Origin of the sequence: Bacillus cereus group sp. BceL291 (assembly GCF_051776705.1) — a bacterium.
Classification (GTDB): domain Bacteria; phylum Bacillota; class Bacilli; order Bacillales; family Bacillaceae_G; genus Bacillus_A; species Bacillus_A cereus.
This window is the reverse complement of record NZ_JBPWAP010000008.1, coordinates 122925-140429: the sequence shown is the minus strand read 5'-3', so window position 1 is coordinate 140429 and position 17505 is coordinate 122925. Positions and strand designations below refer to the sequence as shown.

Genomic DNA, 17505 nt, shown 5'->3' with positions numbered 1-17505 from the left:
AAAAGTTGAAATAAAAGATGTTGAAGATTATGTTGGTGGAATCGGTAATCAAACTGTATTACGGAATGTTCTTTGGAAGAATGATACAAAATATTGGATACTTCAATCAGGAACAACAAGAGATACAACCGTTTTATATAAGGGGTGTAATACACTTCGTACAATCTCCACGGGAAATACAGCAGACGTATACAGGGGTGCAACACATGAAGTTATAAATGCCGGACCTGGTTGGAATTACGTTTTTTCTGCATACTTTTATACAGATAATAAGTCTAGCATTGATAATGGTGCGAAAATGGAGCTGAAATGTTTAGATGCAAATGGAAATGTGTTAAAGCAATACGGACAAGAGATTACGTTAACACAAGGAATGTGGGTAAGACATCATGTGTTTGGTCTACTTGTAGAAGGAACGAAAAAAGTACAAGTACAATACTGGCTGCGTAGAAATGGAAGGCTGTGGGCAGCTCAACCTATGTTGCAGATCGGCGATAAACCTTCTTCATTTATGGAGAATCCCGTTGATATTGTAGATATAGATAAAATCATGGAAGAAGTGGCCGATAAGATAGCAACTGAAGATTACACTAAAAAAGTAACCGAATTAGAAAGAAGTATTAGTGCTAATGAAAAAGGCGTTTCGATCATCTCTGGAAAACAAGAAACGTTTATAAATGAAACTTATAAAGCTTATGTAACCAAAACAGAATCTAGGTTAGAAGTGTTAGATGAAGGGATCTTAGCACAAATTTTAAAAGACGGTATCATTACTTCTATCAATATGTCACCTGGTAAGATTACAATCGATGCTGAGAAACTGAACATTAATGCCGATACAATGGTGAAATGGTTAACTGCAAAAGGCATTGATACGAATCTTATTAGAATTGACGGCGATAAGATAACTATTGATAAAGATGGTGTAACTGTTAAAATGCTAGACTTCCTATTCCAAGACGAATGGGGAACAAAAACAACTGCGGTATCAAGACGAAACCTAATAGCAGATCCCGACTTTTCTAGTGTTACAAAGAAAAACATTGGACATAACGATTATTATGGATTTGAAGGTGGATATGGCCTTACTTGGAAGTCCTGGGGAAATGTCGTAATAGAAAAGAATACACATATATTCGATTATGAGCAGATGGTGAATGCTGCAAGGGTAGATATGTATAACTACCCAGAAGCAATCGTGAATAACGGTATACATCCTGGTAATGAATATACAGCATCCGCTCATTTTAGAACTGCCATGATAAATGGCGTGCGTAAGACAGGAAAACCGAGAATACACATATGCTGTGTTAAATTCCGAGACAACGTAAGTTACGACATATTGAGTGAACAAAAAATGGACTTTCCTGAACCGTCTGCTTTTTATGGAGAAATCAGAAGATACTCTTTTACTTTCAAAGTGCCGACCAACTATATTCCGCAACAACACGCATTGATTATTAAAGTTTGTTCTGGAAATGCTGACATGAGACAAGGGACAGCGATTTGTGTAAGTGGTGTAACACTATACAGTGGGAAATATGCATCTATGTATAATTGGGATCGTGCTGCAGCAGAAAGGGCAGATGGCATTCAGCCGTTTAACGCACTTGCTGTAGGTGGTGTGAATAATAATATTGCTCCAGCAGCAGACGGACAAACGTTTGATATAAGTACTGAAAAAGAAGTTAAAATCTATAGAAATATACGAGCAATGCAGGGAATTAACTTAGGTGGCGGTGGATTCCAACAATGGGGCCATATACGTTTTACAGATGGTAATGCTGGAGCGGGTTTTTATGTGAGTACTCCAAGTGGTTGGAAATTTAACGCACTTGGATAGAAAGGGGAAGTAGGAATGAATGAGAATCAAATGATGCCACTTCAAGCAGGTGAAAGCTTTCCTTTTATGGGGAGGCTGGTGGATGCAGAGCGAACAGAAACAGGAGTTTTTGTTCAAATACCTGCTGATATGTTAAATAATGCAGGTATTCTACAAGGTATTAGCAGGGTTGAAGTATGGAGAGAGATGGATGGGACAGTAAAGTTTCGAATTGCTACGTTGTGTGAAATATGTAAACGCGGAGCGCGTCTGTACGCACTAGATATGGGATTCGCGAAAAAGAATATTTGTTTAGAGTGTTATACATCGCTGACAGGGAATTATCCATCTCAAGAACCGCTAACATCAAATAATGAAAATAACACACAAACAGAGCAAGAGCAGCAATAGCTGGTCTTTTTTTATTTTGTACAAAATACGGCTTTGAATAAATTCAAATCATAGATCAAGAGGGGCGATATCGCTTCTCTTTTTATTTTGAGGAGATGATTAGTGTGAAACGAATAGTAGACCAAGCAATTTACGAAAAGCATGTTAGCCAAGGAAATAAAAACCTAGTCAAAGATTTTCTGATTGAAAAGAAAGCACAAGGAAAAGCGGCAAGCACTTTAAAGCAATACGGTTGGGATTTACGAATTATTTTGTTTCTAATACATCAACACTTCGGAAATAAAAATCTTATTGATTTAACGCGTAAAGATATTCGAAATTTATCTATTATTTTTCAAGATATGGGGATGTCTAATGCTCGTGTGAACGGATTAATGAGTGCATTAAGGTCCGCGTTAGAGTTTTGTGCGGATGATGATGACTATGATTATGAATTTAATGTAGGTTCTCGAGTGCGTGGTTTACCTAAGAATCCAGTTAGAGAAATCACTTTTATAACAGAAGAACAAATTGAGTGGTTAATCGATGAGCTAATAGCACAAGAAAGATATATGTTAGCTACGTATCTAGCAATATCATATTACAGTGCAGCTAGAAAGAATGAGGTTTACCAGGTTCAAAAAGAAGGGCTTACAGAACATTATTATACAAATGTGGTACGAGGAAAACGTGGTAAGAAGTTTAGATTATATTACAATCACCGGGTGCAGAAATGCATTCGTTTATATATAAATCAACGAGGTAAGGATACTATTCCAGATTTGTTTGTGCGTGTTTATAAGAATGGTGAGAGAAAAAGATTGAACAAGAGTGTATTTAATTATTGGTGCGAAATATTTGCTAAGATGCTGAACGAAAAGGAAGGGAAGGGATTTAAAATTAATCCTCACTGTTTCCGTCACAGCAGATTAGATAATTTAAAAGTTCAAGGAGTACCGCTTGAAAAACTAAAATCACTCGCTAATCATTCTGATATCTCCACAACTGAATCTTATTTGAAAGATAGAAGTGAGGAAGATATTGCAGAAATATTTGGAATGGACCCAAGTTATTTTGCAGCTTAAAAAGGAGAGGAAAAGATGGATCGCATTGATGTATTACTGAAAGCATTTATAGCTATGTTTGGTGGCTTCTGTGGGTATTTCTTGGGAGGATGGGATGCAACATTGAAAATCTTAGTGACGATGGCAGTTATTGATTATTTAACTGGCATGATTGCAGCAGGATATAACGGAGAATTAAAAAGTAAAGTTGGTTTCAAAGGCATCGCCAAAAAGGTGGTGCTTTTTCTTTTGGTCGGAGCGGCCGCTCAACTAGATTCAGCACTGGGAAGTAACAGCGCAATTCGTGAAGCGACTATTTTCTTCTTCATGGGCAATGAGTTACTTTCACTTTTAGAAAACGCTGGTCGTATGGGAATTCCCTTACCTTCAGCATTAACAAATGCAGTTGAAATTTTAGGTGGTAAACAAAAACAAGAAGAGAAAAAGGGAGATGTTCAATAATGGAAATCAGAAAAAAATTAGTTGACCCAAGTAAATATGGTATAAAGTGTCCTTACACAATGAATCCAGAATTCATCACAGTTCATAATACGTATAATGATGCTACAGCAGAAAATGAAGTATCTTATATGATTCGTAACGATAACCAAGTATCGTTTCATATTGCGGTAGATGATAAAGAATCTGTACAAGGAATTCCTTTAGAGCGTAATGCTTGGCATTGCGGTGATGGTGGTGGTAACGGAAATCGTAAATCTATTGGAGTTGAAATCTGTTACTCTTTAAGTGGTGGAGATCGATATTATAAAGCAGAAGATAATGCAGCTATCGTTGTAGCTCAACTCATGAAACAGTACAATATTCCGATTAGCAAAGTTCGCACACACCAATCATGGAGTGGAAAGTATTGTCCTCATCGTATGCTAGCGGAAGGACGTTGGAATAGCTTTATTGAAAGAGTCCAAAATGCATATAACGGAAGTAATAATCCAGTAATGCAAAAACCTACTCCACCTTCAACTGATGGTACAAAAGTTGCTTACATTAATGGCGATAACGTGAATTTACGAAAAGGACCTGGAACTGGATATGCAGTTATTCGTAAGTTAGGTAAAGGAGAATGCTACCAAGTATGGGGGGAGTCAAATGGGTGGCTAAACTTAGGTGGCGATCAGTGGGTATATAATGATTCATCATATATTCGTTATACAGGAGAAAATGCACCAGCACCTTCTAAACCTTCAATTGATGGCATTGGTGTAGTGACTATTACAGCTGATGTATTACGCGTTCGTACTGGTCCAGGAACTAACTATGGTGTCGTAAAAAATGTGTATCAAAGTGAAAGATATCAGTCTTGGGGATATAGAGACGGTTGGTATAATGTTGGTGGCGACCAATGGGTTTCTGGTGAATATGTGAAGTTTGAAAAATAAAACATACTACTATACAAAAGAATAGTTTTATGAATAAAACTATTATCTGATTCTATAAGTAGGTAATTATATCTTGAATTTCAGATTTATAAATGTTAGTGTAAATATATACCGTTTCTTATTTATCTATGAACCAGTATCTGTAGAACGAATAGATTAATTTAAAAACTCCCCTTTCGCACCCATATGCAGAAGGGGAGTTTTTATTAATCAATATTGTTTAGATAGTACATGTAAACCAAATGCTCCGTTTGACCACTGACCACAAAAATGACCACACACTTGAAATAAATTAAATTCATTCAAAATAAAAAGAATGAATTTGGATTTATTTTCTTTGCAGAAGAATGCACTATAGTAGTATAGGGTACACCAAAAGATATGATATACTTTATACGACTCACGTAGAGTGTGTCGCTTGGCTTAAGTTAGTATAATAGGAAAGCAGTTGATATAGGAAAATCTATACCATCTGCTTTTTGGTTTACAAAAATACCATTCATAAGCGATTTTAGTTAAAATAAATATTGCTGATTTTCACAAATTATAAATTGAGATTTTGAAATTGTATTCATAGTGAGAGGATTTGAATTTAAAATGATAGATAATTTTTGGCGTGAATTACCACGACCATTTTTCGTACTTGCACCAATGGAAGATGTGACAGACGTTGTTTTCCGTCACGTAGTAAGTGAAGCTGGTCGTCCGGACGTATTCTTCACAGAGTTTACAAACTCGGATAGCTATTGCCATCCAGAAGGTATGAAAAGTGTACGTGGCCGTTTAATTTTTACAGAAGACGAACAACCGATGGTAGCACATATTTGGGGAGACAATCCCGAATACTTCCGTCAAATGAGTATCGGTATGGCAGAACTAGGATTTAAAGGCATCGATATTAATATGGGTTGCCCAGTACCGAACGTTGCATCAAGAGGAAAAGGTAGTGGCCTTATTCTACGTCCAGACGTTGCAGCAGAACTTATTCAAGCAGCAAAAGCGGGCGGACTACCTGTCAGCGTAAAAACAAGACTTGGCTTTAAAGAGTTAAGCGAGTGGGAAGATTGGTTAACGCACATCTTCAAACAAGATATTGCGAACCTTTCTATTCATTTACGCACAAGAGAAGAAATGAGCCAAGTAGATGCGCATTGGGAACTAATTCCAGAAATAAAAAAATTACGTGACCGCATTGCACCAAATACGTTAATAACAATCAATGGAGACATCCTTGATCGTAAAATGGGACTGGAACTTGCTGAAAAATACGGCATTGATGGCGTAATGATCGGACGAGGCATCTTCAAAAATCCATTTGCTTTTGAAAAAGAGCCAAGAGAGCATAGCAGTAAAGAACATCTAGATCTTTTAAGACTACAACTTGATCTTCAAGATCAATATGCAGAAGTACTGCCACGCTCAATCACAGGACTTCACCGCTTCTTCAAAATTTATGTAAAGGGCTTCCCTGGCGCTGCTGAATTGAGAAATCAATTGATGAGCACGAAGTCGACGGATGAAGTGCGTGGGTTGTTGGATAGATTTGAGGATAGTGTTGGTGAGGCTCAGGATAGTGAGACGGTTTAACTTTTAAGCACTTAAATCATTTCATATGTAGTGCATGACATGAGTGAGTCGAAAATAAGTGCAGAGCTAAAAAAGAACAGTGTATTTGAGAAATCAAAGCACTGTTTTTTCTTTTAGTTAATGTTAAGAGAGAAATCTTTTTATAGGCATATAAAAAACATGTAAGAGCTCTGTAGATACAATGATAGAGAAAAGTTCGGGTAAGACTATAAAACATATCTTTAAAATGTTAAAGTATTAATTTAGCGGACAATAACTAAAAGGTTAGATTAAACATGATAATTTAAAGCAGGTTATAGCATAAACTTTAACCGCTGAATAAATAATCAACATTTCAGGAGGAAACCCAATGGCAATGAGCAACAACGATATATTAAAAAGAGTAAGATACGCTTTAGATATAAAAGATATAGATGTGGTGGAAATCTTTAAACTAGGTGGCGTAGAAGTAACGAAAGAAGACGTAGTTGATATGCTTACAAAAATAAAGAGAGCTCCTCAGCATGAAGCTGAAAATGATGAGGTAGCTGAAGATGAGTACGTAAAAACATGCGATATGATGATGTTAGAGGCATTTTTCAATGGATTTATTACTTTAAAAAGAGGAAAGCAAGATCCGAAACCAGGACAACCAGCACCTGTACAGAGCAAGGAGAGTGCCAATAACCTTCTTCTAAAGAAAATGAAAATCGCACTATCTTTAACGAGTGAGGATGTACTTGATATATTAGATAGCGTGGGCGTTACGGTAACAAAAGGAGAGTTAGGCGCTCTGTTAAGAAAAAAAGGCCATAAAAATTACAAAGAGTGCGGCGATAGATACGCAAGGAATTTCATTAAAGGATTAGCTGTAAAGTATAGAGGATAATGAGTTCGTTAAAGCAGTAAATGATATAATAGGTAGAGTAGGACGTTCGTATCCTACTCTTTTTTATTTGTAAAAATACTATGCTAGGTGATGAAATGGTACATACATATTTAGGTGAGACAATTAATTTTCATATAACTTATAAGAAGAAAAAGTCCGTGCGTCTTTTTGTAGATTCGTATGGAAATGTAGAAATACAGGCTCCGAAAGGGACACCTGTTGAATACTTAGTCCAGTTGCTAGAAGAGAAGTGGGGCTGGATTCAGACAACACGTAAGGAAATGCAGGAGCGAGCGCATGGACCACAGGAAAAGGATTATGATCAAGGAGAAGGCTTTTTGTATTTAGGGAATACGTATCCGATACAGATTTCCCAAGATGCAAGCATTGAGCAAGACAACGCAGTATTTGAAGGGGATAAGTTACATATTTATGTGAAAGAGCTTAAGGATGAGAAAATACAACAAGCTTTAAAACGATTTTACTATAAGCAGTGTAAATCTTTAGTAGAGAAGAGTATTAAAGCGCATCAAAGTAATTTCAAAACAAAACCACGTTCTATTCGTATTACAGATAGTAGTCGTACTTGGGGTACTTGCGATTCGAATTTACAACTAACATTCAATTGGAAGCTAGCAATGGCACCACAGCGAGTAATTGACTATGTAGTTGTTCATGAAATGTGTCATATGGTTCATTTAAATCATGATCGATCGTTTTGGCGTCTTGTCGGGAAGATAATGCCTGATTATAAAGAAATGGAGAACTGGTTAGCTTTATCTAGTTGGAAGATGACGGTTTAATGTTGCGCTTTGTATAGGTTGCAATTATTGTCAATCTTTGTCGGTAAGTCGATATATTTCGAAAATCGCTGATATATTTGAAGTTGCGCCGATATATTTCGAAAATCGCTGATATATTTGGAGTTGCGCCGATATATTTCGAAAACCGCCGATATATTTGGAGTTGCAATCGATATGTTCAATGAAGAGAAAGTAAAAGGAGATGTCACAGCAGACATCTCCTCTTTTCGAGTATATAGATTATCGCCCAAACTTCACAATGAAAGTATCTGCTGTTTTCTCCATCTCATACCCACGATACCCCTCCGAAAGCAAAGCCTGCTGTCCACTAGCATCATTCATTAGAATACTTTGAACATCTGTCCAATCGTTTTCCTTATCTCTGCGCAATTCCTTCACAAAAACATACCGCAGACTACCACCATACTTTTCCTTCAGCGCAGCAATCTCCATTCCTTGCGCAAATTTATCCTTCAAACTCGGAATGTTAAAAGGAGCAACGGTGCAGCATACATAATCATATTTGCTGTCTTCTTTTTGCAATTCTTCCATAATGACTTTTGCTAATATTTTTTGCATACCATTTCCTCGGCAGTTCGGATGAACGTTTGAGATTTCTTGATAGATGAAGCGGTGTAGTTCATTTTCTGGCAAACCAATATCAAGCCCTAAATGTTCATCGTCGATAGGAGGGACGAGTAGAGCGCGAAATGCGATGAGTTCGTTTTCGATAAAAGCACCGATCATCATGCCGTTTCCTTCTAGAATGTATTGAAATTCTTCTTGTGAGAGTGGTTGTAAACGACTTTTATCTTCTAGTGCTTCAACTACGATGTTTTGTAGTGATAAAATTTGTTCGATGTGCTCTAGTGATAGTAATGTAACGTGAAATGATTCGTTATTTTGTTTTAATGTTCCTTCGTATAGAACCGTCATATGATAGTCCTCCTTTAGCGTACAACGTCTTGAAAGACGGTTAGTTCTTGTAGTGTATCTTCGTTTATTTCAATGCCGAGTCCGGGCTTTTCGTTTAAGCGAATGAATGGTACATCGTAATGTAAGTTTCCAATGTCTTTCGTGAATTTTAATGGTCCTGTTAGCTCTACGCTCGTAATGATTTTCTTTGAGAAAGCGACATGGAATCCTGCGGAAGAGGCAACAGATGATTCGACCATTGATCCCACTTGGCATTCAATGCCGGCCATTTCAGCTTGATGAGCGAGCTTTACAGCTGGATGTATGCCACCGCATTTCATTAGTTTTATATTCACTTTATCAGCAGCTTCTAATTTAATAATTTGGCGCATTTCACGAGAACTTTTTAGTCCTTCATCAATCATAAGCGGGAGGTCTGTCTTAGAACGAATATGAGCCATGGCATCAATATCGTCCGCGATAACAGGTTGTTCAATCCAGTCAATGTTTAAATGTCCTAATGACCGCAGTGCTGTTAATGTGTTTGCGCTATTTTTCCAGCCTTGGTTTACATCAACGCGAATAGCGATGTCATTTCCTACACGTTCTCGTACAGCTTCAATACGTTTCACATCTTCTTTTACATTCGTACCAACTTTCATTTTGAAAGATTGGTAACCTTTTTGAATCATAGAAGCAGCTTCTTCAGCCATATCTTCAGGATCGGCAATACTTAAAACGTGAGTGACAGGGAATTCTTCATGATAGCGCCCGCCAATTAATTGATATACAGGTTGATTTAGTTTTTTGCCCATTATATCAAAACAAGCAATATCAATTGCAGCTTTCGCTGTTGGAACACCGTAAATTGTATTGTCCATCATGTCGTGTATTTTTTCGATATTCATTGGATTTTTCCCGATTAGAGCAGGGGTTAGCGTATGTTTTAAAGTATGGAAAGTACTTTCCCATGATTCACCTGTGACGTGATCATCAGCAACGCCTTCACCGTAACCGATAATACCTTCATCTGTTTCCATTTTGACGATAATAGAGGGCATATCAGAATAAGAGCCATAACTAATAACAAACGGATTGCGAAGCGGTAAACGAATTGCGTAAAGATGAATAGCTGTAATTTTCATTGAATAGAAACCCCTTCCTGTTTACAATAGTTTTGTACATTTGATATAGTTGACGTTAAATAGTCGTTAATTAATGATAAGGAGTTAGAGAAAATGATGATAAAAATTGCAGTTGTCGGTTCAAAGGAGTTTATGGAGAACCTTTTTCCTATTGCTCAAAAATTAGAAGGAATAGAAATTGATCCATATATTTACCTTCATCCGGCGGAATCTTCTGAATTATTAAAGTGTCTAAAGCCTTGTGATGTCATCTTTTTCTCAGGTGCTTTACCTTATTATATGGCAAAAGAAATAAGAGAACAATTACGAATTCCAAGTACATACTTACAGCAAGACGAGACAACTGTCGCATCTTCAATTCTTTCTATCATGTATCATCAAAGTATTCAACCACATAACATTTCCATCGATTTAGTAGACCGCTCGTTTATTACAAATGTGTTCCATGATATTGGTATAAAAGAAAGCCCGCAAGTGTTGGATTATGAAAATATGCTGTGGAGTAAAGATGAGATAAATAGAGTTATCGATTTTCATGTAGCTAAATATCAATCTGGAGAGGCTCATTTAGCTTTAACTAGTATTCACGCTGTTTACGATGAGCTTCAAAAAATAGGTGTTCCTTCAGAGCGTATGATTGATCCAACACAATCCATTATACATGGTCTAAAAGATGCAAAAATAAAAGCTGAGTTAGCAAAAAGCTATTCAGCTACTGTTGGTGCTTGTATTATTTCTTCCTTAGAATTACGAGCGAGTTTGCTTGAAAAACTAGATGTCATTTCAAAAGAACTACGTGGTTCATTTAAACAAGTGGATGAAATGACATGCATTTTGTATACAACTCGTGGTGATATCGAATCAATTATTAAAACAAATGCGATAGATAACTTGTTTGCGAGCGTAGAAGGAACGATAGCTATTGGATTTGGTTATGGGAAAACCGTGAAAGAGGCGGAGCAAAATGCAAAAATTGCTCAAAGTTTTGCAAAGAATAATCCAATAGATCGTTGTTTTTATATACTAACAAGTGATAAAGATTTGTTTGGTCCGTTCCCGAAAGAACAGAGAGTACAAAGTTTGAAAAATGATAATCCGGAACTAATGAAAATAGCGAAGGAAACGAAGCTTAGTCCCGCGAACTTGTCAAAAATCATTCAATTTAGTCAATCGCATCCGTCATTGAAGTTTACAGCAGCTGACCTTTCTGAGTACTTACAAGTGACTCGAAGATCGACAGAAAGGTTGTTAAAGAAATTAGTTGATTACGGGTATGCTCATATTTGCGGCGAGGAAATGCCCTATCAACAAGGGCGACCTCGCGCACTATATGAACTGAATTTACCGCTATTTTTAAGCTTCTAGTTGAGCTTTTTGTTTCTTTAGTAATTCTGCTTTTTCAATGTCTGATAGTTTTACAATTGTGAAGCCTGTTATGCCATAAATGATTGAGATAATAGGTACGATGAAATTCAAAATAGCATAAGGGGCATATTCAAATGCACCTACGCCAAGTGTAGCGAGAATAAATACACCGCACGTATTCCAAGGAACGAAGACAGAAGTTAATGTTCCGCCATCTTCTAATGCTCTGGATAAGTTTTTTGAATGTAGTCCTTTTTCTGTGTATGCATTTGCGTACATTCTTGAAGGGACAACAATTGAAATATATTGTTCAGAGCAAGTAAGGTTTGTTGCAAAACAAGATGCGATAGTAGAAGCGATAAGCCCTTTTGCTGATTTCGCTAACTTTAAAATTTGATTTACAATTGAGCGAAGAATACCTGTATGTTCTAATACTCCTCCGAAAGTCATAGCGACAATTGTCATAGAGACTGTATTCATCATCGAATCTAAGCCACCGCGGTTAAATAGTTCGTCTACTAGCTTGTTTCCAGTGTCTATAACAAATCCAGCTTGGAGTGCACCGACAGATGCTGAGACAGAACCACCTTGAATAAAGACTTGTGATAAAAATCCTAAAATAATACCGACGAGAATCGCTGGTATAGCAGGAACTTTTTTTGCGACCAATACCATAACGACTACGGGTATAATGAGTAGGAAGGGTGAGATAACAAAGTTTTGTTGCAATACTTGTAACGTTTGATCGATGCTCTTCGCATCAATATTGTTAGCGCCGAAGCTTCTTCCTAAGAGCGCGTAAACGATAAGAGTAATAATTAAACCTGGAACTGTAGTAAATAACATATGACGAATGTGTGCGAATAAATCTGTATTTGTTAATCCTGCGGCTAGGTTAGTTGTATCTGAAAGCGGTCACATTTTATCGCCAAAATAAGAGCCGGAAATAATGGCACCAGCAACCATTGGAGCTGGGATTCCCATACTTAGGCCAATTCCCATTCCAGCAACACCAATTGTCCCCATTGTAGACCAAGAGCTACCAATTGCTAATGCAACGATAGAACAAATGACGGTAATGGAAACTAAAAATAGTGATGGAGTTAAAAGTTTTAAACCGTAATAAATCATCGTTGCGACGATTCCACCGCCAATCCAAGCACCAATTGTTAAGCCAACAAGAATAATAATGACGATAGCAGGTAATGCAAGACGAATCCCTTTATACATTGCTTCTTCAAGATCATTCCATTTGTAACCATAACGCCAAGCGACAATAGAAGCAACGGTTGTACCGATAATAAGTGGAACGTGAGGGGTTTGTTTTAATACAACAATTGTAACCATCATAACTGCAACGGTAATGATAATAGGGATAATCGCTATTCCAAAAGGTATTTCTTTTTTCATAAAGTTCCTCCTTGTTACGTATGTTTGTTTGTATTTTTAGAATTGTCGTAAAATAGACGTTTATTAGGTTATGATAACTAAAAGTTTATGTAAGCGTCAACGTAAAAAACAGAAAATAAGGAATATTCTAGTTGTTTGTTTAGTTTGTAATATAAGTGCAGAGTAAGGTTTTTAAGTATTTAAAAATAAACAATTGACTTTTTTCTTAAAATTCAATATGTTCATAAAAACATCTGTTTTTCATAAGTATAATTAACCCGAATCGTTTGTAATGTGGGAAGGAGACTGGAACGTTGAAAACATTAGAACTACAAGAGCGCTTAACGGAAATTTTTCAGCATTTACACGAAAACCCTGAAGTAAGTTGGAAAGAATATGAAACGACAGCGTATATTACTGACTTTTTAAAAGAAGAAGGAATTTCATATAGAACATTTGATGATTGTCCAGGTGTAATTGCTGAGATTGGAGGCGGGAATCCAGTTATTGCGATTCGTGCTGATATGGATGCACTTTGGCAAGAAGTAAATGGAGAATTTAAAGCGAACCATTCATGTGGCCATGATGCTCATATGACCATTGTAATGGGACTTATTTTACAATTGAAAAATATGAGATGGAAAAGTGGTATGGTTAGATTTATTTTTCAGCCGGCAGAAGAGAAGGGGAATGGTGCTTTGAAGATGGTGGAGAAAGGTGCTGTAGATGATGCTGATTTCTTATTTGGCGTCCATCTAAGACCAATTGAAGAACTATCTTTGAAACAAGCAGCCCCATCTATTCGCCATGGAGCAGCAGGATTTTTAGAGGGTATGATTCATGGGGAGGATGCACACGGGGCAAGACCACACCAAGGTGTGAATGCAATTGATGTCATTTCCATGATTAATATCGGTTTGAAAAATATTTGGCTGCCACCGCAAAGTTCCTATTCAGTAAAAATGACGAGATGCCAAGCAGGTGGTGATAATTTAAATATCATTCCAGGAAATGGTCATTTCAGTTTAGATGTAAGAGCTGAGAGTAATATACTATTAGAAGAATTAAAGAAAAAGATTGAGCATGTAATAGAATCAGCTGCATCGATGGGGTCGAAAACTTCATACGAATGGATGGATCTTGCACCAGGAGCAGAGGTTTCCGAAGAAGCAGAGCGCTTTATGCGTAAAGGTATTCTCGAAGTGTATGGGGAAGAGAGATGCACAGGGCCTCTCTATACGACAGGAAGCGATGATTTCCATTACTATACAGTGAAAAGACCACATTTAAAAGCTGTCATGCTTGGACTAGGAGCAGACCTACAACCTGGATTACACCATCCGTATATGAGATTTGATCATAATTGTATTATGGATGGGGTAGAAATATTGAAACAAACTGTATTGAAAGTGTTAGAAGACAGGGGCTAAAGAGCTCCTGTTTTTTTGTCGTGAATTGTCGGTAAATCGATATATTTGAAAAATCGTTGATATATTTGAAGTTATGATAGATATATTGAGAAAATCGTTGATATATTTGAAGTTACGATAGATATATTAAGAAAATCGTTAATATAATTTCACGTACCTATTAATTTGATGAAAAATGAGCCTCCAGTACATGGTGTATAATAATAAGTACCATTTTTTAATAGGAGAAAACGAATGAACGAACAATATTACGATGCAGTTTTACATATAAAAACAGTCGGTGAGCAAAAAGGGTTTAACAAATCTATGCATTATCACCGTTATGAACCGACGCCGTATAGCGGATTAGATGAGTTACTGAATCAATATGAAATAAAAAGTAGTGACCGAATTGTAGACTTTGGGTGCGGAAAAGGGCGATTAAACTTTTATATGCATCATAAATGTGGGGCTTCAGCAGTTGGAATTGAAATGAATGAAGAGTTTTATAAAGAAGCGATTGATAATCGAGATCGTTATGCACGAAAGGCAAGAAACAGTAAGGGGAAAATTCAATTCCAATGTTGTTTAGCGCAGGAATATAAGATTGATCCACATGATAATAGGTTTTATTTCTTTAATCCGTTTTCTGTGCAAGTGTTTATGAATGTAGTAAATAACATTTTGCTTTCAGTAGAAAATACGGGGAGAGAAGTGGATATTATTTTATATTATCCTTCTGAGGACTATATTTTCTTCTTAGAAAATCAGACTGCGTTTGAGCTGAAGAAAGAAGTTAGATTGCCAGGTGCTTATGAGAAGAATGGGAATGAGAGGTTTTTAGTTTATACATTAGGGTAATAAAAAAACAGGTGCCAAGGCACCTGTTTTTTATTAGTTACGGATTAAGTAATCAAATGCACCTAAAGCTGCGTTTGCACCTGAACCCATAGAGATGATGATTTGTTTGTACGGATTATTTGTACAGTCACCTGCAGCAAACACTCCTGGTACGTTTGTAGCGCCGTGCTTGTCTGTTACGATTTCACCGCGAACGCGTTCAACTGTTTCGCCTAACCAGTCTGTGTTTGGCACAAGACCGATTTGTACGAATACACCTTGTAATTCAACGTGATGAACTTCTTCAGTTTCACGATCGATGTAAGAAATACCGTTTACTTTATCAGTACCAGTGATTTCTTTCGTTTGAACGTTTTTCAGAACAGTTACGTTTGGTAAGCTGTTAAGACGCTCTTGTAATACAGCATCAGCTTTTAATTCTGGCATGAATTCAAGAACAGTTACGTGCTTAACGATACCTGCTAAGTCGATAGCTGCTTCAATACCAGAGTTACCTCCGCCGATAACTGCTACGTCTTTTCCAGTGAATAATGGACCGTCACAGTGTGGGCAATATGCTACACCTTTATTTTTGAACTCAGCTTCACCTGGTACGCCAACATTACGCCAGCGAGCACCTGTAGAAACGATTACGCTCTTACTTTTCAGAATAGCGCCGTTTTCAAGTTCCACTTCAATAAGTTCTTTTTTCTCTAAACGTTTCGCACGTTGTAGATTCATTACATCGATGTCGTATTCTTTTACGTGTTCTTCAAGGCTTGCTACTAGCTTAGGACCTTCAGTCTTTTTTACGCTGATGAAGTTCTCAATGCCCATAGTATCCATTACTTGACCACCGAAGCGCTCAGCAACGATACCAGTGCGGATGCCTTTACGTGCTGCGTAAATTGCTGCACTTGCACCAGCAGGGCCCCCACCAACAACAAGAACATCGTATGGATCTTTATCAGAAAGCTCTGATGCATCTGGACCGTTACCCATTTTAGCTAAAATTTCTTCAAGTGTCATACGACCGCTTCCGAAAGATTCGCCGTTTAGGTAAACAGTTGGTACTGCCATGATGTCTTTGCTTTCTACTTCCTCTTTGAATGCAGCGCCATCAATCATAGTATGTGTAATACCAGGGTTAAGAACGCTCATTACGTTAAGAGCTTGTACAACATCAGGACAGTTATGACAACTTAGGCTGATATAAGATTCAAAATGATATTCGCCTTGAATGTTTTTAATTTGATCGATTAATTTTTGTTCAACTTTTGGAGCGCGTCCACTTACTTGTAGTAAAGCTAACACTAATGATGTAAATTCGTGTCCTAATGGAATACCAGCGAATACGACACCAGTGTCTTCACCAGGGCGGTTTACGCTAAAGCTTGGTGTTCTCTCTAATTCAACTTTTTCTACTGTAATCTTAGATGACATAGTAGCTAATTCGTCTACTAGAGCTAACATATCTTTAGATACGTTATCGTCTCCTGCGCTTACCTTAAGTAAAATATCGTTCTCCATTAATTGAAGGTATTGGGATAGTTGTGTTTTTATATCTGCATCTAGTATCATTTTGATCGAACTCCTTAGATTTTGCCTACAAGGTCAAGGCTTGGTTTAAGTGTTGCAGAACCCTCTTGCCATTTAGCTGGGCAAACTTCACCTGGGTTGTTACGTACGTATTGAGCAGCTTTAATTTTGTTAACAAGAATGCTTGCGTCACGGCCGATACCATCAGCATTGATTTCCATAGATTGGATAACGCCGTCTGGATCGATGATGAATGTACCACGAGCGGCAAGACCTTCTTCTTCCATTAAAACGTTGAAGTTTGTAGTGATTGTGCGAGTTGGGTCACCAATCATGATGTACTCGATTTTGCCGATAGTTTCTGAGCTATCATGCCATGCTTTGTGAGTGAAGTGAGTGTCTGTAGATACAGAGTATACTTCAACGCCTAAGTCTTTTAGAGTTGCGTATTGGTTTTGTAAGTCTTCAAGTTCAGTTGGGCAAACGAATGTGAAGTCAGCTGGGTAGAAACAAACTACACTCCATTTTCCTTTTAAACTTTCGTCAGTAACTTGGATAAATTCTCCATTATGGTAAGCATTAGCTTTAAACGGTTTTACTTCTGTGCCGATTAATAACATATTAAAATTCCTCCTAAATGTTGGTTTTGAGCATCAAAAAATAGTGTGCTCATAAAATATATTTTTTAATTAACTATAATAATTCTAATTCGATATTAATTATCATATAGAAGTGGTTATTTTGTCAAGAGAATAAACCAACTTTATACCAATTTAATTAATATTTATTCTCAATTAAGGCTAACAGGGAATGGAAAGGTAACTTTAAGTTTATAAATTTTCAATGATTGTTTGAAAGAGTAGTGTGTATGTTAGAAATATGGTGTAAGTGTAAATTCTTAGGAAGGAAATATTTCTTAGAAGTTATGTATTTGAAAAGGAACTGCTTATTTCTATTTTACAAAGAATTGTG

The 17505-nt window shown here is 37.0% G+C and carries 14 protein-coding genes and 2 pseudogenes; 11 read left to right on the top strand and 5 right to left on the bottom strand.

Annotated features, from left to right (window positions below; all coding sequences use genetic code 11):
- The 8 genes and pseudogenes from ACS2CR_RS08815 to ACS2CR_RS08780 form a co-directional block, all read left to right on the top strand.
- Nucleotides 1–1843: pseudogene (locus ACS2CR_RS08815) on the top strand (phage tail spike protein); the annotation flags it as partial.
- A gap of 15 nt (nt 1844–1858) precedes the next feature.
- Nucleotides 1859–2233 (top strand): hypothetical protein, encoded by a 375-nt coding sequence (locus tag ACS2CR_RS08810; RefSeq protein ID WP_088065280.1) that lies wholly within the window; start codon nt 1859–1861, stop codon nt 2231–2233.
- Between the two features lie 95 nt (nt 2234–2328).
- Nucleotides 2329–3297, top strand: a complete 969-nt coding sequence (locus ACS2CR_RS08805; protein ID WP_242300464.1) for a tyrosine-type recombinase/integrase — start codon at nt 2329–2331, stop codon at nt 3295–3297.
- Nucleotides 3298–3312: 15 nt separating this feature from the next.
- Nucleotides 3313–3738: a phage holin family protein gene (locus ACS2CR_RS08800; protein ID WP_086423940.1), complete on the top strand. Its 426-nt coding sequence runs from the start codon at nt 3313–3315 to the stop codon at nt 3736–3738.
- The gene (locus ACS2CR_RS08795; RefSeq protein ID WP_153602560.1) at nt 3738–4673 is read left to right on the top strand and encodes an N-acetylmuramoyl-L-alanine amidase; all 936 of its coding nucleotides are present in this window, start codon (nt 3738–3740) and stop codon (nt 4671–4673) included. The genes ACS2CR_RS08800 and ACS2CR_RS08795 overlap by 1 nt, the downstream gene beginning before the upstream one ends.
- A 597-nt stretch (nt 4674–5270) precedes the next feature.
- Complete coding sequence (locus tag ACS2CR_RS08790; RefSeq protein ID WP_053513271.1) at nt 5271–6260, top strand: tRNA dihydrouridine synthase; 990 nt, start codon at nt 5271–5273, stop codon at nt 6258–6260.
- A 349-nt stretch (nt 6261–6609) separates the two neighbouring features.
- Nucleotides 6610–7128: a DUF1456 family protein gene (locus ACS2CR_RS08785; protein WP_053513273.1), complete on the top strand. Its 519-nt coding sequence runs from the start codon at nt 6610–6612 to the stop codon at nt 7126–7128.
- Nucleotides 7129–7223: 95 nt separating this feature from the next.
- Nucleotides 7224–7931 carry a M48 family metallopeptidase gene (locus tag ACS2CR_RS08780; RefSeq protein WP_053513275.1) on the top strand — a complete coding sequence of 236 codons (708 nt, stop codon included), beginning with the start codon at nt 7224–7226 and terminating at the stop codon, nt 7929–7931.
- 240 nt (nt 7932–8171) lie between these two features.
- Here the strand turns inward: ACS2CR_RS08780 and ACS2CR_RS08775 are convergent, their stop codons facing one another.
- Together ACS2CR_RS08775 and ACS2CR_RS08770 are read right to left on the bottom strand one after the other, a co-directional pair.
- Nucleotides 8172–8867, bottom strand: a complete 696-nt coding sequence (locus tag ACS2CR_RS08775; RefSeq protein WP_053513277.1) for a hypothetical protein — start codon at nt 8865–8867, stop codon at nt 8172–8174.
- 14 nt (nt 8868–8881) lie between these two features.
- The gene (locus ACS2CR_RS08770) at nt 8882–9991 is read right to left on the bottom strand and encodes a mandelate racemase/muconate lactonizing enzyme family protein (RefSeq protein WP_000704490.1); all 1110 of its coding nucleotides are present in this window, start codon (nt 9989–9991) and stop codon (nt 8882–8884) included.
- 93 nt (nt 9992–10084) lie between these two features.
- Here ACS2CR_RS08770 and ACS2CR_RS08765 point away from each other — a divergent pair, with 93 nt between their 5' ends.
- Entirely contained in the window at nt 10085–11356 is a 1272-nt protein-coding gene (locus tag ACS2CR_RS08765) for a hypothetical protein (protein WP_000972806.1), read from the top strand.
- On the opposite strand, the pseudogene nhaC reads toward ACS2CR_RS08765, so the two are convergent.
- Nucleotides 11345–12766 (bottom strand): annotated as a pseudogene (gene nhaC, locus ACS2CR_RS08760) (Na+/H+ antiporter NhaC). The gene ACS2CR_RS08765 and the pseudogene nhaC sit on opposite strands and share 12 nt — an antisense overlap.
- 293 nt (nt 12767–13059) lie before the next feature.
- Between nhaC and ACS2CR_RS08755 the strand changes: the two are divergent.
- Both ACS2CR_RS08755 and ACS2CR_RS08750 read left to right on the top strand, forming a co-directional pair.
- Nucleotides 13060–14175, top strand: coding sequence for a M20 peptidase aminoacylase family protein (locus ACS2CR_RS08755; protein WP_053513282.1), 1116 nt, complete (start codon nt 13060–13062; stop codon nt 14173–14175).
- A 234-nt stretch (nt 14176–14409) separates the two neighbouring features.
- The gene (locus ACS2CR_RS08750; protein ID WP_048567395.1) at nt 14410–15015 is read left to right on the top strand and encodes an SAM-dependent methyltransferase; all 606 of its coding nucleotides are present in this window, start codon (nt 14410–14412) and stop codon (nt 15013–15015) included.
- 33 nt (nt 15016–15048) lie between these two features.
- On the opposite strand, the gene ahpF is transcribed toward ACS2CR_RS08750, so the two are convergent.
- Both ahpF and ahpC read right to left on the bottom strand, forming a co-directional pair.
- Entirely contained in the window at nt 15049–16575 is a 1527-nt protein-coding gene (gene ahpF, locus ACS2CR_RS08745) for an alkyl hydroperoxide reductase subunit F (protein WP_000599501.1), read from the bottom strand.
- Nucleotides 16576–16589: 14 nt separating this feature from the next.
- The gene (ahpC, locus tag ACS2CR_RS08740) at nt 16590–17153 is read right to left on the bottom strand and encodes an alkyl hydroperoxide reductase subunit C (protein WP_000924420.1); all 564 of its coding nucleotides are present in this window, start codon (nt 17151–17153) and stop codon (nt 16590–16592) included.
- Nucleotides 17154–17505 lie beyond the last annotated feature (352 nt).

Coding starts and splice junctions, on each gene's coding strand:
- ACS2CR_RS08810 (WP_088065280.1), top strand. CDS start 1,859: ATGAATGAGAATCAAATGATGCCACTTCAAGCAGGTGAAAGCTTTCCT.
- ACS2CR_RS08805 (WP_242300464.1), top strand. CDS start 2,329: ATGATTAGTGTGAAACGAATAGTAGACCAAGCAATTTACGAAAAGCAT.
- ACS2CR_RS08800 (WP_086423940.1), top strand. CDS start 3,313: ATGGATCGCATTGATGTATTACTGAAAGCATTTATAGCTATGTTTGGT.
- ACS2CR_RS08795 (WP_153602560.1), top strand. CDS start 3,738: ATGGAAATCAGAAAAAAATTAGTTGACCCAAGTAAATATGGTATAAAG.
- ACS2CR_RS08790 (WP_053513271.1), top strand. CDS start 5,271: ATGATAGATAATTTTTGGCGTGAATTACCACGACCATTTTTCGTACTT.
- ACS2CR_RS08785 (WP_053513273.1), top strand. CDS start 6,610: ATGGCAATGAGCAACAACGATATATTAAAAAGAGTAAGATACGCTTTA.
- ACS2CR_RS08780 (WP_053513275.1), top strand. CDS start 7,224: ATGGTACATACATATTTAGGTGAGACAATTAATTTTCATATAACTTAT.
- ACS2CR_RS08775 (WP_053513277.1), bottom strand. CDS start 8,867: ATGACGGTTCTATACGAAGGAACATTAAAACAAAATAACGAATCATTT.
- ACS2CR_RS08770 (WP_000704490.1), bottom strand. CDS start 9,991: ATGAAAATTACAGCTATTCATCTTTACGCAATTCGTTTACCGCTTCGC.
- ACS2CR_RS08765 (WP_000972806.1), top strand. CDS start 10,085: ATGATGATAAAAATTGCAGTTGTCGGTTCAAAGGAGTTTATGGAGAAC.
- ACS2CR_RS08750 (WP_048567395.1), top strand. CDS start 14,410: ATGAACGAACAATATTACGATGCAGTTTTACATATAAAAACAGTCGGT.
- ahpF (WP_000599501.1), bottom strand. CDS start 16,575: ATGATACTAGATGCAGATATAAAAACACAACTATCCCAATACCTTCAA.
- ahpC (WP_000924420.1), bottom strand. CDS start 17,153: ATGTTATTAATCGGCACAGAAGTAAAACCGTTTAAAGCTAATGCTTAC.